General features: G+C 47.2%; 15 protein-coding genes and 1 tRNA gene. 13 read left to right on the forward strand and 3 right to left on the reverse strand.

Going from position 1 to position 14,889, the window contains the following annotated elements; all coding sequences use genetic code 11:
- Positions 1–22: 22 nt before the first annotated feature.
- A complete protein-coding gene (locus QF049_RS29535) occupies positions 23–676 on the forward strand; it encodes a ferric reductase-like transmembrane domain-containing protein (RefSeq protein ID WP_307542529.1) in 654 nt (217 codons plus the stop codon).
- Between the two features lie 158 nt (positions 677–834).
- On the opposite strand, the gene QF049_RS29540 is transcribed toward QF049_RS29535, so the two are convergent.
- Positions 835–1,401, reverse strand: coding sequence for a phosphatidylglycerophosphatase A family protein (locus tag QF049_RS29540; protein ID WP_307542531.1), 567 nt, complete (start codon positions 1,399–1,401; stop codon positions 835–837).
- Positions 1,402–1,589: 188 nt separating this feature from the next.
- Here QF049_RS29540 and QF049_RS29545 point away from each other — a divergent pair, with 188 nt between their 5' ends.
- From QF049_RS29545 to QF049_RS29580, 8 genes are all read left to right on the forward strand, one after another.
- Positions 1,590–2,645, forward strand: coding sequence for a GerMN domain-containing protein (locus tag QF049_RS29545; RefSeq protein ID WP_091037631.1), 1,056 nt, complete (start codon positions 1,590–1,592; stop codon positions 2,643–2,645).
- Positions 2,646–2,763: 118 nt separating this feature from the next.
- A complete protein-coding gene (gene rph / locus QF049_RS29550; RefSeq protein WP_307542534.1) occupies positions 2,764–3,519 on the forward strand; it encodes a ribonuclease PH in 756 nt (251 codons plus the stop codon).
- 1 nt (position 3,520) lies between these two features.
- Complete coding sequence (locus QF049_RS29555) at positions 3,521–4,144, forward strand: XTP/dITP diphosphatase (RefSeq protein WP_307542536.1); 624 nt, start codon at positions 3,521–3,523, stop codon at positions 4,142–4,144.
- 349 nt (positions 4,145–4,493) lie between these two features.
- Complete coding sequence (locus QF049_RS29560; protein WP_307542538.1) at positions 4,494–5,336, forward strand: STM4015 family protein; 843 nt, start codon at positions 4,494–4,496, stop codon at positions 5,334–5,336.
- Positions 5,337–5,357: 21 nt separating this feature from the next.
- Positions 5,358–6,611, forward strand: coding sequence for an STM4014 family protein (locus tag QF049_RS29565; RefSeq protein WP_307542540.1), 1,254 nt, complete (start codon positions 5,358–5,360; stop codon positions 6,609–6,611).
- Entirely contained in the window at positions 6,604–7,389 is a 786-nt protein-coding gene (locus tag QF049_RS29570; RefSeq protein WP_307542542.1) for an STM4013/SEN3800 family hydrolase, read from the forward strand. Before QF049_RS29565 ends, QF049_RS29570 begins: the two co-directional genes overlap by 8 nt.
- Positions 7,390–7,436: 47 nt before the next feature.
- Positions 7,437–8,825, forward strand: coding sequence for an STM4012 family radical SAM protein (locus QF049_RS29575; RefSeq protein ID WP_307542544.1), 1,389 nt, complete (start codon positions 7,437–7,439; stop codon positions 8,823–8,825).
- Positions 8,822–9,685 carry an STM4011 family radical SAM protein gene (locus tag QF049_RS29580; protein WP_307542546.1) on the forward strand — a complete coding sequence of 288 codons (864 nt, stop codon included), beginning with the start codon at positions 8,822–8,824 and terminating at the stop codon, positions 9,683–9,685. The genes QF049_RS29575 and QF049_RS29580 overlap by 4 nt, the downstream gene beginning before the upstream one ends.
- 186 nt (positions 9,686–9,871) lie before the next feature.
- On the opposite strand, the gene asnB is transcribed toward QF049_RS29580, so the two are convergent.
- Positions 9,872–11,716, reverse strand: a complete 1,845-nt coding sequence (asnB, locus tag QF049_RS29585; protein WP_091037612.1) for an asparagine synthase (glutamine-hydrolyzing) — start codon at positions 11,714–11,716, stop codon at positions 9,872–9,874.
- 193 nt (positions 11,717–11,909) lie between these two features.
- Here asnB and QF049_RS29590 point away from each other — a divergent pair, with 193 nt between their 5' ends.
- Complete coding sequence (locus tag QF049_RS29590; protein WP_017692581.1) at positions 11,910–12,209, forward strand: hypothetical protein; 300 nt, start codon at positions 11,910–11,912, stop codon at positions 12,207–12,209.
- A 31-nt stretch (positions 12,210–12,240) separates the two neighbouring features.
- Positions 12,241–12,597 carry a hypothetical protein gene (locus QF049_RS29595; protein ID WP_076211283.1) on the forward strand — a complete coding sequence of 119 codons (357 nt, stop codon included), beginning with the start codon at positions 12,241–12,243 and terminating at the stop codon, positions 12,595–12,597.
- A gap of 176 nt (positions 12,598–12,773) precedes the next feature.
- On the opposite strand, the gene QF049_RS29600 is transcribed toward QF049_RS29595, so the two are convergent.
- Positions 12,774–13,067: a magnetosome magnetite crystal formation protein family gene (locus tag QF049_RS29600; protein WP_017692583.1), complete on the reverse strand. Its 294-nt coding sequence runs from the start codon at positions 13,065–13,067 to the stop codon at positions 12,774–12,776.
- 442 nt (positions 13,068–13,509) lie between these two features.
- Between QF049_RS29600 and QF049_RS29605 the strand changes: the two genes are divergently transcribed.
- Together QF049_RS29605 and QF049_RS29610 are read left to right on the forward strand one after the other, a co-directional pair.
- Positions 13,510–13,583, forward strand: a tRNA-Arg gene (locus QF049_RS29605).
- Between the two features lie 293 nt (positions 13,584–13,876).
- A complete protein-coding gene (locus QF049_RS29610; protein WP_307542548.1) occupies positions 13,877–14,647 on the forward strand; it encodes a class I SAM-dependent methyltransferase in 771 nt (256 codons plus the stop codon).
- Positions 14,648–14,889 lie beyond the last annotated feature (242 nt).

Here is a 14,889-nt window from a genome sequence, read left to right on the forward strand (position 1 = left end):
AACAGATATGGGGGAGCCGGTTATGGCACAATGGATTGTAGATTACCTGCCGACGTGGAATATCATTCGAATTAGTGGGATTGCTGCTTATGTGCTGCTCTTTGTCGGTGTATTTCTGGGCATTGCTCAAGGGATGCCGATGGCCAAAGGCAAACCTAAAGCGACCATGTTCAAATGGCATACTCGAACGACCTGGCTCGCCTTCGGACTTGGACTCGTACATGCGTTAACGTTATATATCGATCATTACAGCCCATTTACCTGGGGAGAACTTCTGATTCCTTTTACCGCCTCCGTGCATCCGATTGGCAGTGGTCTGGGAACGATAGCCTTCTACGGATTAGTGATTGTCCTGTTATCCAGTGATCTGCGGAACAAGCTGGGCAGCAAATGGTGGTTCATGTTCCACATGCTGTCCTACCCGGTGTTCATTAGTCTGCTGGTTCACGGCATGGTAACAGGATCAGATTCAGGCAACATTATCATGCGGATGATGTATGTATTTACCGGACTCAGCATCGTTGGCATCACTGTGCTGCGTGGCATGTTGCGAGAGCGCAAAGGCCCGGAAATCACGATTGGACCGAAACGGGCAACATCTGGTTCACCTACCGAGCAGAATTGGGTTGAAGGTTTTGGTTTGGTGGGAAAGGTACGACCTAAACATCTGAAATAAAAACATGTGGATCATCAAAAAGTATCTTACACATGCAAAAAAGCGGCCATCTGGCCGCTTTTTCCATGAACAGTTATTTTATTGAACAGTTATTTCACGAAGCATCCATACACATGTCCAATGTTCCACATGACTTCAGATATGAAACGAGTTACGCATTATACAGCGTCATCACTGACAGGTTTTTCTCCCAGTGCTTCTTCAAGCTCGGATTGTTTGCGATGGGCGATCCGACTGCTCGCTGCCGATGCAATCGCACCGACAATATCATCGAAGAACGTGTGGACAGGGCCCAGGCTCTTGTCATTAAGTCGTTCAAGCACCCCTGGTTTCAGCTTGTCCACATAACCATAATTCGTAAATCCAATGCTGCCATATACATTGACGATGGAGAATGCCAAAATCTCATCCACGCCATACAGTCCTTCATCGTTCTCAATCATCTCCTGCAAAGGAGATATGAGTTGACCCTGTTCTGCCAGAATATCGAGTTGAATACCGGTCAGGACAGCGTTCTGTACCTCGCGTTTACGGAGAACCTTCTCCACATTTTCAATACATTCTTCCATCGTAAGATCAGGATAGTACTTTTTCTGCAATAACATAACCAGCTCTGCGATCTCAGGGATCGTGACGCCCCGCTTATGCAGCCATTCCCTTGTTGCCTCCGCCACTTTGCGGCTATTCAGGCTGTAAGGGATTTTTTCTTGCTCAGGATGTTCCATGGGCGATTCCTCCTCTGAAGTTAGCAATGTCCCTACTCTTGCTTCCTAATACGTTATTAACCTGTTTTACGTTTCTTAAAGATAATATATAAGTTTTTAGCGAAGCGATTATCTTTTAGTTATTTTTTGGACAAAGGCTCGTATACATGGTAGTACAAACTGTAAAAATGATGAGGGGGAACGTGATCATGAGAAAGATCCAATCTTTGCGTACGGTATCGGCAGCAGCGCTGCTGAGTATTCCTATGGTATTGTCAGGCTGCGGCATGTTTGGAGCACAGTCTTCCGAAGCTGTTGATCCACCACCGCCTATTCAGGAAGCAGCCATGATTCAAGCAGCCGAAGGGAATGGTGCGCTCGCAACGCTCCCATTAACGACGGTATATCTGCAAGACCAGCAGGGGCTGCTCGCTCCGGTATCCCTGACACTTCCTTCTGGAACAGACGCCAGCAGTCCAAAGACAGCACTGGATACACTTGTCACAGGCGGGGCCTATGCAGGTATGCTGCCTGAAGGATTCCAGGGCGTTCTCCCGCAGGGAACGGTTGTGCAGAATGTAACGATTCACGCGGATGACAAGCTGGCGGTCGTTGAGTTCTCGGGTAATTTTGCCAAGTATGATGCAAAGGAAGAACGGAAAATGCTAGAAGCTGTCACGTGGACATTGACGGGAACTCCTGATGTGGAGAATGTGCAGATCTGGGTGGATGGCAAAAAGTTAACGCAAATGCCGGTGAACAGCACGCCGCTGCCTGAACCGCTGAATCGGGCTGTGGGAATTAATCTGGATCTGGGTGATACGTTTGTGACGAACAGCAGCCCGGTAACGGTCTATTTCTCCGCTGCTTCGCCAGCAGGCATCCAATATTATGTTCCGGTGACACGTCTGGTTACACCTGGTGAAGATCGGGTGCAGGCAGCATTGAATGAACTGATCAAGGGACCTGACAAAGGTGGCGAATTGGAAGAGGTCATGACAGGCGGAACAGAGCTGCAATCGGTCAAAACGGCAGAGGATGGCACGGTAACGGTTGCCTTGAAAGATGATATGTTTGCCGAAGGGGATATCGTGCCAAGCGAGCTTTTACAGTCTGTCGTATTAACCACTGCGGAGAACACAGCCAGCAAGGATGCCAAAGTTCAGATCGAATGGAATGGCCAAAAAACGGTCATGGGTGACGACAACAGGGATTACAGTGCGCCGGTTTCCAAGCCTGAATATATCAACGAAATTCCGATTTAATGAGCAAGGAATGCTTAAGGATGCTTTTAATCGAACTCTTTGGTAAAATATAAGGGATTCGTAAAAATGTTAACAAGCTCAACATTACAGGATGCTTAAGTCGTAGGAGGCAGAAAATATGAGATCAAACGGACGAACCAGCGAACAGCTGCGCCCGCTGAATTTAACAGTGAACACGAATAAATACGCCGAGGGCTCTGTACTGATTGAAGTTGGAGATACAAAGGTGATCTGTACAGCTACAGTGGAGGAACGAGTTCCTCCCTTTATGAAAGGGCAAGGAAAAGGCTGGGTAACAGCTGAATATTCCATGCTGCCACGTGCAACACATACTCGGAACCAACGTGAAGCCAATCGCGGCAAATTAACTGGACGCACCATGGAAATTCAGCGTCTGATTGGTCGGGCACTGCGCTCAGTGGTCAATTTGCATGCTCTTGGTGAGCGTACGATTACGCTGGACTGTGATGTCATTCAAGCTGACGGAGGCACACGCACAACGTCCATTACCGGTGCGTTTGTAGCGCTGGCGCTTGCTGTGAACAAGATTTCCCAACAACACAAACTGCAAGTATTCCCGATTACGGATTTCATTGCTGCGGTAAGTGTGGGTGTTGTGGGTGAACAGCCTGTACTGGATCTGAACTATGATGAAGATTCCAAAGCCAAGGTGGATATGAACCTGGTGATGACAGGCGGCGGTAAATACGTCGAGCTTCAGGGAACAGGTGAGGAAGCTCCATTTGATCGCCGTGAGTTGAACGCCATGTTGGAACTGGGCGAGCAGGGGATTTTGGAGATGATCGAGCGTCAAAAAGAAGTGCTCGGACCGATTGCGCTCAAGATCGGCGCGCGTGGATTAGGGGAAGCTTAAGATGAGTTTGGACAGCCCAATCCTCATTGTTGCAACCCGCAATGCGGGTAAAGTCCGTGAATTCGCTCATGCTTTCGCACCGCTTGGTAAAGAGGTTAAGAGCATGTTTGACTATCCGGAGCTGCCGGATGTGATAGAAGACGGCGTAACGTTTGCGGAGAATGCCTGGAAGAAAGCCAAGGCGGTTGGTGATGCGCTTGGTTTGCCTGTTCTGGCAGACGATTCAGGACTTTGCGTAGATCTGTTGGACGGGAAGCCGGGAGTATATTCAGCGAGATATGCAGGCGAAGGAGCAACGGATGCACAGAATAATGCGAAGTTGCTGGAGACGCTGGAATCGTTGAAATCCGGTGAGGACACCGAACAGCCGCTACTAAGTCCGGCTCGTTTTGTCTGTGCGTTGGTACTGTACGATCCGACAACAGGTGATAAGTATGAATCGGAAGGCACTTCCGAAGGCTGGATCACGGCTCAAGCTGCAGGTGCTGGCGGTTTTGGATATGACCCACTCTTCTATGTACCTGAATACGAGATGACGATGGCAGAGCTGACGCTTGAGCAAAAACAGGCGATTAGCCACCGTGGTCACGCGCTGAGAGCGCTTGTATCCAGACTTGAAGGCTGAGACTAAACGAAACATCTTGATTTAACTTCATGATATGTGAACATCAAAGCGTTAATGGAGGGACAGGACATTCCGATGGAATGGTTCACCCGCCATTAACGCTTTTTGTATGAAATGAAGTGTTTGATCGGGTTTGGTGAAGGTCCATCCATATACCTAATGGTGAGGGCTATTTTCTGCGACTACACATCAGAACATATGTTCTTGTACCTACAGGAGAAATGGTTTACATTGCACGATTGGGAATCTCATTGGGACTGGAGTTGGAAGAAGTTGCAAGCCTTGTGTGGTATGGGGTAACATTCAAATTATCGAATCACATATGAACTTTAAACGGAGGGATCTACTCATGCAAGAAGTGAAGCTTGTTGTATCTTACGATGAATATGAGGACGGCATTCGTATGGAAAAGTTAATAAAGGAACTGGCGGCTAAACCGGAGGCCAGCTCATTGGAAAGTCTGGTCATCGGAGATTGGGGACAGGCTTATGAAAATTCGCCTGATGAGTTCATGGGTACGCTTATCGAGTCGGCTCCAAGTTTTCCGTCATTGAAGAAACTGTTTATTGGAGATATGGGATTCGAAGAATGTGAAGTATCGTGGATTATCCAGACAAATCTCACACCGCTGTTAGGTGCCTTTCCAGAATTAAAATCATTCTCTGTAATGGGCAGTAGCGGCCTCAGTCTGGAACCACTCCAGCATGCCAAGCTTGAAGAATTGATTATTATTTGTGGTGGTCTCCCGAAAGAAGTGTTATCTTCAATCACCCATGCCAAGTTGCCTGAATTGCGTAAACTGGAACTGTACCTGGGTGTGGATAATTATGGTTTCAATGGATCACTTGAAGATGTACTCCCTTTGCTAGAAAAAGGATTATTTCCAAAGCTGGTTTACTTGGGTCTGAAAGACAGTGAAATTCAGGATGAGATTGCCAAAGCAGCAGCTGAAGCACCTATTCTGGATCAACTTGAAGTACTGGATCTATCGCAAGGAACGTTGTCCGATGAAGGGGCTGAGGCGTTGCTTGCCAGTGACAAGATCAAGAAACTGAAACATCTTGATCTAAGTTACCATTACATGACCAATGAAATGATCAGTCGCTGGAACCAATCGGGTATATCTGTAGATGTTAGCGACCAGCAACAGAGTGATGAGGATGACTGGCGCTATCCATCGTTAACGGAATAGTCGATGTCAGGTGTAAAGGAAATGAATGAAAGCCTGCATCAACCAATAGATGTACCTGATCTAACGCAAGATCAGCCGTTTTTATTGATCGGAAACCCTGATAACCGACGAACACAAGGGCTGCAAGAGGCTAGGCATAGATTGGGTCTGAAACCTGCGGTTGTACTGTCATATGCTCAATTGCTCCAGAATTGGAGACACGGACGAACCATCGCTGATACAGTAAATGCGAATCTGCCTGTACCCCTGATTCGGATTGATGCTCCTGGAGAGGATTGGGAAGTGGAATGTGAGCTACTGTTCCTTGGAGCTATGAACGATACGTCACCGTCAACATTAACGGGTGAAATGGGAGCAGAAGCATTTTCCGCAGAACAGGCACTCGCGCTGGAACAGCAGTGGGGAAGAATATACGCTCCTGCCCAGTGGTTCCGTGGCTGGAAAGCATGTCTGGATCAAATCGGCCGTGAGTCTCGGGAAATATGGCCTGAAGTCCGATTCTTGAATGATCCCGCCGATATCCAATTGATGTTTGACAAGAGAACATGTCAGCAGCATCTATCTTCTCATGGGGTTCAGGTACCTCCTACGCTCCAGTCTTCACAGCCGATTCGAAGTTACACCGACTTGCGTACAGCTATGCAATATGCCGGTATGAACCGTGTATTTGTAAAGCTCGCAAGTGGCTCCGGGGCTTCAGGAGTTGTTGCCTATCAAGTCAATCCTAGAACGGGTGATGAAATCGCTGTAACAACGATGGGGATGGAACAGAGACAGGGCAAGACGATTTTTTTCAATGAAGGACGTCTACGCAAGTATACCCGCAGTGAAGAAATTGCTACGCTGATGAACTGTTTATGTGCAGAAGGTGCACAGATTGAACGGTGGATGCCCAAAGCCACGCTTGATCAACGGGCCTACGATATTCGCCAACTGGTTGCGGGTGGACAGGCAGGTCATGCGATTATGCGGCTGAGCCGTACGCCAATTACTAATCTACATCTGCGCAATGAGCGTATGCTGCCTGCTGAAGCAGGGTTGGATGAACAGCGGATGTCGCTGATTCGGTCGGTAGCGCAAGCAGCCATGTCTGCATTTCCCAACTCGTGGTCAGCCGGGATTGATGTGATGCTTACTAGTGGGTCGAATCCGCGTGCCTATGTGCTGGATGTGAATCCGTTTGGAGATCTGTTATACAGGGTTGAGCATCATGGCCTCGGAACCTACGAGTGGGAAATGGAACTTTTACGAAAGGAGCCTATTCAACATGCCTGATATGAACACCATCGTGGGCTCCCATGATTTGTTAATGATTACGCTGGATACGTTACGATATGACGTAGCCAAGCTGGAAGAGGAGAATTGTCCTAATCTATGTGGTTCGGGTCCGTGGGAGAAGCGTCATACCCCAGGCAGTTTTACATATGCGGCGCACCATGCTTTTTTTGGTGGCTTTATGCCGACACCTGCTAATACGGACAAGGCATCTCATGTACGGCTATTTCATTCCCGGAATACCGGACTCAAGACACATCCGCACACCTGGTTGTTTGATACACCGGATATCGTATCCGGGTTCGCAGCTGAAGGTTACCGTACCATCTGTATTGGCGGCGTCATTTTTTTTACGAAAAAAAACCCGCTTGCGAAAGTATTGCCCAGCTATTTCCAACAGAGTTACTGGCGAATGAACTTTGGGGTAACCAACCCCAAATCAACAGAGCATCAGGTACAGCATGCATTAAAGTTGCTTGAACAGACAGCGGAGGATGAAAAGATATTTATGTTTTTGAACGTGTCTGCCATTCATGGCCCCAATCGTTACTTTGTAGAAGGAGCGAAGGAGGACTCGGTGGAGACTCAGCGAGCTGCACTTCGATATGTAGATGAGGCTCTTGGGCCATTGTTCGAGGCGATGAGGAAACGAGCCCGGCCTACCTTTTGTTTGGCTTTTTCCGATCATGGTACAGCTTACGGTGAAGACGGGTATCAAGGACACCGGCTTGCGCATGATGTCGTCTGGACGGTGCCTTACCGTGAATTTTTAGTATAGAATGTATTGATCTTATGAGGACAACAACCGGAGACAGGAGGAAACCGATGGAGGAACATTTACAACATACAACAACAGGCCATTCCACACAGTCCGGATCCAATATAGCTACAAGTCTCAGTGAAGTACTGGCATTCCCTTATCGTTCTTACTTATACTCGTATCCGCACAAGACCGCATATCGGGAGCTTGACCCACCACTGCCGTTAGGAACACTGTGGGAACGAGAAAATACCGATACGTATTTTTTATATATGCATATTCCCTTTTGCGCTGCTCGTTGCGGATTCTGTAATCTGTTCACCCTGCCGGATCGACGGGATGATACGCATGAACGTTATGTGGATGCTCTGGAACGTCAGGCGAAGCAGTGGGCACCCATTACATCTCGAAGACCGTATTCCCGGTTCGCGATTGGTGGAGGAACGCCTACATTATTAAATGAGGTTCAGTTGAATCGTCTTTTTGATATTGCTGAACATGTGATGGGGCTGGACCCTGCGCAAGCATCGATTTCGGTGGAAACGTCGCCGGATACCGTTACGGACGCCAAGCTGGCCATTATGAAGGAGCGAAGTGTGGATCGTATTAGTATGGGTATCCAGAGTTTCATTGAAGCTGAAGCATCTGCCATCTATCGTCCACAAAAACCGCAGGAGGTCGAACGAGCGCTTGAGAAGCTTACTCGGTACGATTTCCCATTGTTAAATCTGGATCTGATCTATGGTCTCCCAGGGCAGACGGTTGAATCGTGGATCTATTCACTGGAAAGAGTGCTGGCCTACGAACCGGGCGAGATCTTTATCTATCCCTTGTACACACGGGAAAATACAATCGTAAAGCCTGATGATATTCGCCGTCAGGGACCTGACATTCGGATGGAGCTGTATATAGCTGCACGTGAGACATTGAAAAGCAAAGGTTATGTGCAATATTCGATGCGCAGATTTGCCAAAGAACAGTCGTCCTCGAAAGCACTTCTGCCATACAGCTGTCAGGAGGAAGGCATGGTTGGTCTGGGGTGTGGCGCACGCTCTTATACGAGTGAAGTACATTATGCTTCCAAGTACGGCGTGAGTTACAAGGCCACACAGAGCATCATTGCCGATTATGTAGCGACTGAGCGCTACGATGTGGCGGATTATGGCATCGTGTTAAGCCGTGAGGAACAGAGACGGCGCTTTATTCTGAAAGCCTTGCTGCATCGGGAGGGATTGACGTTGTCTGACTACCAACAGCGCTTTGGTACCGATGTGATGTCCGACTATGTCTGGTTGGCTGAACTGTTGACAGAGGGCATGGCGGAGTTGGAGAGCGATGAGGGCAAGCAGGTTCTGCGTCTGACAGAAGAAGGACTAGGTTACTCCGATGCGATTGGAGATTGGCTTATATCTGCCGAAATTCGTGAACAGATGGAAGGGTTTGTATTCTCATGAGAGCGACTTTGTATTATCGGGGGAAGTTGTCTTCCTGTAATTACGACTGTCCATACTGCCCTTTTAGCAAAACCGTGGATTCCAAAGAGACATTGAAAGTGGATGAACAACAATTGCGTCAATTTGTGAATTGGGTCAGGGAGCAAGAGCGTGCTGGGCATCAATTTTCGATATTCTTCAATCCCTACGGTGAAGCTTTGGTGCGTCGTTGGTACCGGGAAGCGATGGTTGAACTGTCACATATGCCACATGTGGATAAAGTTGCAATTCAAACCAACCTGTCCGTCAAACTGGATTGGGCGAGAGAGCTGGATGCGAATAAAGCAGCCTTTTGGGCGACGTATCATCCTCGTGAGACAAAAGAGGCTTCTTTTGTAAAACAATGTCTGACCTTGCGTCAGATGGGACTTGCTTTTAGTGTCGGTACTGTCGGACTCCGTAGTGCTTTCCCCGCAATCGAGTCCATGAGACAGGCTTTGCCGGATGATGTGTATATGTGGGTAAATGCCTTCAAAGATCGGCCCAAGTATTACACGCCGGAAGAGGTTAAGTTTTTACGTGGGCTTGATCCGCTTTTTGAAGGAAATCTGCAGGATTATGAGAGCTTGGGCAAACGATGTGCTGCCGGTTCGGAAGTATTTTATGTACAGGGGTCCGGGCATGTGAAGAGGTGTTACAAGGATCGCCGAATCATTGGACATCTATATCGCGATGGTTTGCAGACTTTGTCTGAGGATCGGCCTTGTTGCATGAAAAAATGTGGCTGTTACATCGGTTATATCCATATGGAGGACTCCCCGTTCAGGGAAACGTTTGGCAGCGGGCTGCTTGAGCGAAATCCGGTATTCATTAACCGATAAGCACGGCAAGGGAGAACGAAATAAACATTAAAGTAGGTTCACTAAAAATGTAACGATGGACGGGTTTCAATGTCAATTTCAGCACATATGAATTGATTTGTGTATAACAATAAGATGTCCGGTGAGCAACAGTTATGCTGTTCACCGGACGTCTTTTTTTTGTGAATGGAAATCAGAAAGGCAATTCTATCGAATAGCGACTTTATATGTCCGCAACCAGGTATTGATCTGAGTCAGATATGCAAATAACTGTGGCCCTGACATTAACTGTCCGAACCAGGGAAGATTGGAAGCTGCATCTGGTGAAGACGCAAGATTGCGGATCTGAGTTTTGTCGATCAAAGGCAAAATAGGTGATGTGGGATCATCCAGGATATCAAGTACCTGTTGTTTGACCGCGGCCAGATATTGCGGATTATGTGTTTTTGGGTATGGACTCTTTTTGCGATATAACACATCGTCAGGCAGGACACCTTCGAGTGCTTTGCGCAGAATACCTTTTTCCCGCCCGCCGGTTATTTTCATTTCCCACGGGATGTTAAACACATATTGGATCAGACGATGGTCACAGTAAGGTACCCGCACTTCCAGTCCTGCCCCCATGCTCATCCGGTCTTTGCGATCCAGAAGTGTAGGCATGAAACGTGTAATGTTCAGGTAGGACATCACCCGCATTTGTGCAGCTTTACCTGTTTCTCCATCCAACAGAGGCACTTCAGCCACTGCATCCGAATAGCGGTCTGCCAAATAGTCGAGTGGCCGAATCCATTCCCTAATGTCTGGGGATAACAAGGCTGCTCGCATATCAGGCGCTACAGACCACGGAAACGTACCGGAGTTCAGCATATCTTCTCGATGGAACCAGGGGTAACCGCCAAACACTTCATCCGCTGCTTCGCCTGAGATGGCAACCGTGGCCCCTTTTTTGATTTCTTTACAGAACAAATAGAGCGAGGAGTCAACATCTGCCATACCTGGCAGGTCCCTTACTAGCATGGCCTGTGTCAATGCATGAACCAGTTCTCCGTTCTCAATCTCAATCCAGTGATGGTCGGTCTTGAGTTCATCCACCATTCGCTTAATCCAGGGTCCATCCGCACCCGGCTGAAAGGAATGCGCCTGAAAATGCTTGGCATTATCCACATAATCGACAGAATACGTACTGACTTGGCCTTGCCCGGTCCGGTTGTAATAATCCACGGCTAATGCAGACAAGGCACTGGAGTCCAGTCCTCCTGATAAAAGAGAGCATACTGGAACATCCGAAGCCAACTGGCGCTCCAGTGTATCTTGCAAGAGAGATCGTACCTCGGCTGCCGTCTCTTCCAGGTTATGTTCGTGGTTCTGGCTTTCCAGTTTCCAGTAGGCATAGGTTCGGATCCCGTTTCGGTTATAGATCAGCGCGTGCGCAGGCTTGAGTTCGCTTAGTGAAGAGTATACGCCGTGTCCTGGTGTCCGTGCAGGACCTACGATAAACACTTCGGCCAATCCTTCCGGGCCAACAGCGGCTTCTACATCTGGATGAATAAGCAGAGCTTTGGGCTCTGAGCCAAATACGAGTGTGTCTTTGGCATTACTGTAGAACAGAGGTTTCACGCCAAGGCGATCTCGTGCGATAAAAACCTGTTCGCGTCCCCCATCCCATATGGCAAAAGCAAAAATACCGTTAAACCGGTCAACACATGCCGGTCCCCACTCAATATAAGAGGCGAGCAACACTTCCGTATCACATTGCGTGCGGAACTGATGCCCCCGCTGGAGCAATTCCTTTTTCAACTCGGGTGCATTGTATAGTTCTCCGTTATACACGACGGTATAGGAGGTATCTCCCTGTAACGCATGCATGGGTTGTGCGCCGTTCTCGGGGTCCATTACACTAAGACGCCGATGTCCAAAGGCACAAGGATTGGAGATCCATGTACCTGAAGCGTCGGGCCCTCGGTTCGACAAGCTATCCGTCATACGGACCAGCAGCTCTGATTCCTGGGTCAAATCCCGATTCCACTGTATGAAGCCGGTAATACCGCACATGGTTTGTTCATCCTTTCTTGGTCGAGTCATTCATCCGTATGGCTGCTTAGTTACTGGCAACCAGCAAATGTTGTCTTTTTCGTCAGAGGTCGTAACAAATATATGCCGAAAGCAGGCATAAAATGTCTGTCCTCTTCGGAAACTAGTTCTAGGGACAACGGCCTCAACATGCCTGTGAAGGAGAGAACATGCAATGGACAGTATGAAGTATTATGTGTCTGTCATGGGCCGCTCCGTTATTCCGGATCCGTCGGTAACATCGTATGAATGGATCATTCAGGCAACGCCGCAGGAAGCGGAGCAATTACTGGGACTGCTGAGCCTCATGCAGGAAAAGGAGGAAGAGGCCTTTCCTGGCATGGTATTCCCATGGCCAGATACACCGGAGGAGTCCGTAAACCGAGCGTATGAAACGGTATTACAACAGGTGTATCGGGAGATTTACCGATTGGGCACACCAGAGACACGATACCAGATTGAACAAAGTACATGATAAGCACAAAGGAAAAGGAGCGCGATGACGAATGTATGCCATTCAAGATGCCAAAATACGCAGATTAACCGAGGTAGATGGATTGTCTTGTGCAGAGGTTGAAGTGCAGCCTGGAAATGCCGGAGATCCGTCGTTACTTGTATACGTGGCCTCAACACAGCCCGGAAATTCGCTGGAAGTTGTTCGGATTGTACGCAATCACTCCGATTCGGCGATCGACTGGTATAACAATAATATGCATACTGCGTTTGAAGAGGCGACAGATACCGCATTTGAGAACAGTGAAGGCATGACAGTCGAAGAAGATAAAGCTCGGTTTCAAAGTGAGTTGTTTGCCTTTGGTTTGCTTGGTCCAACACTTCAGCGTTATCTGATCGGGCAGGCTTAACAGGTAACGCTCCGGCAATACATGTGGTGTTAGCGGGATAGAGTTCGATGTTGAGCTACATGTAGATGTGACCTGTTGCTGTTACTGGTTGCTCTGACTGTATCTGTAACTGGAAAACCCGCCGTTGTTGAACGGCGGGTTTTGTTATGCAATGGTCAGATCAGGTGGAGATGTGATCAAGCATACTCGCGCAGTACTTGAATCCCTTTAACCACATTGTACACAAAGCTTAATCCGTAAATCACAAAGAATAAAATGACAAACCCAACGGCGGAACCCAGACTATGCGCAGTCACGAAGAAATAAAATAACGGAATGGCAGCGAGAAAGGGGAATACATGTGAGAATAAGGCACGTTTTGCATGTCCCTCAATGTAATCATCCTTGGCAACAATCCATATAATGATCGGAAACAGGAACGGAGCAAAGAAAATACTAAAGTAGGACAGGGCTGATAAAAGTTGTCTCATGACGATTCTCTCCTTCAATGGATCATTGAAATGTATGTATGCAAAAGATTACCCAGCAATTCTGACATTGAAAATGTCTGATGTTAATCTTACTCTAAATGTCCCAATCTCCTCAATATAACCTGGTTCAAGCTATCATATTCTCAAAGGGACTGGAGTATGAGAATAATACGGTAAAGTACATTTATCGCCTTTGATTACGAATGATGCCTAGTGGCATCATCAACATCGAATATGGAATTCAGCCGAAATGTCCGTTGCTCACGTAGTTTGCCTACGCTCCGCTACTCCATTTCTAGCTTCATTCCATCTTCTCGGTACTGAAAACCGGACCTTTTGAACCCGTGGTTAAGTATAATTATTAATTTTTTTATAAAACTATTGAAAAATATAGAAATCAGAGTATAATAAGAACCGCGCCGAAAATTTATTATACATATTTGTCTCAGTAGCTCAGCTGGATAGAGCAACGCCCTTCTAAGGCGTCGGTCGGGGGTTCGAATCCCTCCTGGGACGTAAAAAAACAAGAAGCTTCCTTCGGGAAGCTTCTTGTTTTGCGTTCAAGGGAAGAACCCCAATGGTTCGTCGCAGCATTCGCTTCGTTAGCACTACTTCGCAGTCTCGACTGGAAGGAGAGTATCCCTCCTGGGACGTAAAAAAAGAAAACTTCCTTCGGGAAGTTTTTTTTGCGTTTTGAGGGAATTGGTTTATTTGTAATACCTATAAACAATATAGAATTTATATATTTAAAGAATAAACAATTCTATGCCACAATGAGGATATCAATAACGAAAGCGACGGTGGTATTCATGAAATCATTAAATCAATGGCAAGCAGATGAGTATGACAACAAACTGGCTTTTGTGTCCGGATACGGCAAAAATCTGATCTCTTGGCTTCAACCCCAAAAAGGGGAATACATTCTTGATCTGGGTTGCGGGACAGGGGATTTGACGCATGAAATTTCTCTGACCGGAGCTGAAGTTATTGGCATGGACGCATCGCCAGACATGATTCGCCGTGCGGGGGAGAAATTCCCTGAACTTGAGTTCGTGGAAGGAGACGGTCATCAGTTTGAGACGAATAGACTGTATGATGCCGTTTTCTCCAATGCAGCCCTGCACTGGATGCGAAGCCCGCGATTAGTGGTGGATAGTATATGGAAATCTTTGAAGTCTGGAGGGCGTTTTGTCGCAGAATTTGGTGGTAAAGGGAACGTGCAGACCATTGTGAATGCATTAGAGCAGGTTATGGAGCGAAACACGGGCATTCGTGCATCGGAACGTAATCCTTGGTATTTTCCGTCGATCGGAGAATATAGCCATATTTTAGAGCAACGTGGTTTTGTGGTGCGTCATGCCTATCACTATGACCGTCCTACCAGATTGGAAGATGGTGAGCAAGGTATAGTAGGCTGGTTGACTCATTTTGGAGGGGACTATTTTGAGGGTCTCAGTCATGAAGAGATACAACAAATATGCAAGGAAACCAGTCAGATCGTGAAGCCTCACCTTTGGAAAGATGATGCTCTGTATGCCGATTACAAACGTCTGCGTATTGAAGCCGTGAAGTCAGAATAAGTAGAATTTTGTGATATGTAGCAATTTTTATCGATGTTAAACGAATTATCAAGATCCTTTGTATGCTAACCACGCTTCCCCTATACACCAGGAATCTCTTTCGGATAAAGAGGCTCTTGGTCTTTTTTTGATGCATTATTTTAAAAATGAAATATTCAAACGACAAATAATTACAAATGGATATTTTCATCATACTCAAGACCCATATAAGTAATTTCTATATCATATTTGTAAGTATTTAG

The organism is Paenibacillus sp. W4I10 (genome assembly GCF_030816325.1).
Taxonomy (GTDB): Bacteria; Bacillota; Bacilli; order Paenibacillales; family Paenibacillaceae; genus Paenibacillus; species Paenibacillus amylolyticus_B.

What these genes read in the sequence shown, in the direction of transcription:
- QF049_RS29610 (WP_307542548.1), top strand. Translation starts at nt 13,877, where the DNA reads ATGAAATCATTAAATCAATGGCAAGCAGATGAGTATGACAACAAACTG.
- QF049_RS29560 (WP_307542538.1), top strand. Translation starts at nt 4,494, where the DNA reads ATGCAAGAAGTGAAGCTTGTTGTATCTTACGATGAATATGAGGACGGC.
- QF049_RS29570 (WP_307542542.1), top strand. Translation starts at nt 6,604, where the DNA reads ATGCCTGATATGAACACCATCGTGGGCTCCCATGATTTGTTAATGATT.
- QF049_RS29565 (WP_307542540.1), top strand. Translation starts at nt 5,358, where the DNA reads ATGAATGAAAGCCTGCATCAACCAATAGATGTACCTGATCTAACGCAA.
- QF049_RS29595 (WP_076211283.1), top strand. Translation starts at nt 12,241, where the DNA reads ATGTATGCCATTCAAGATGCCAAAATACGCAGATTAACCGAGGTAGAT.
- rph (WP_307542534.1), top strand. Translation starts at nt 2,764, where the DNA reads ATGAGATCAAACGGACGAACCAGCGAACAGCTGCGCCCGCTGAATTTA.
- QF049_RS29600 (WP_017692583.1), bottom strand. Translation starts at nt 13,067, where the DNA reads ATGAGACAACTTTTATCAGCCCTGTCCTACTTTAGTATTTTCTTTGCT.
- QF049_RS29535 (WP_307542529.1), top strand. Translation starts at nt 23, where the DNA reads ATGGCACAATGGATTGTAGATTACCTGCCGACGTGGAATATCATTCGA.
- QF049_RS29590 (WP_017692581.1), top strand. Translation starts at nt 11,910, where the DNA reads ATGGACAGTATGAAGTATTATGTGTCTGTCATGGGCCGCTCCGTTATT.
- asnB (WP_091037612.1), bottom strand. Translation starts at nt 11,716, where the DNA reads ATGTGCGGTATTACCGGCTTCATACAGTGGAATCGGGATTTGACCCAG.
- QF049_RS29540 (WP_307542531.1), bottom strand. Translation starts at nt 1,401, where the DNA reads ATGGAACATCCTGAGCAAGAAAAAATCCCTTACAGCCTGAATAGCCGC.
- QF049_RS29545 (WP_091037631.1), top strand. Translation starts at nt 1,590, where the DNA reads ATGAGAAAGATCCAATCTTTGCGTACGGTATCGGCAGCAGCGCTGCTG.
- QF049_RS29580 (WP_307542546.1), top strand. Translation starts at nt 8,822, where the DNA reads ATGAGAGCGACTTTGTATTATCGGGGGAAGTTGTCTTCCTGTAATTAC.
- QF049_RS29555 (WP_307542536.1), top strand. Translation starts at nt 3,521, where the DNA reads ATGAGTTTGGACAGCCCAATCCTCATTGTTGCAACCCGCAATGCGGGT.
- QF049_RS29575 (WP_307542544.1), top strand. Translation starts at nt 7,437, where the DNA reads ATGGAGGAACATTTACAACATACAACAACAGGCCATTCCACACAGTCC.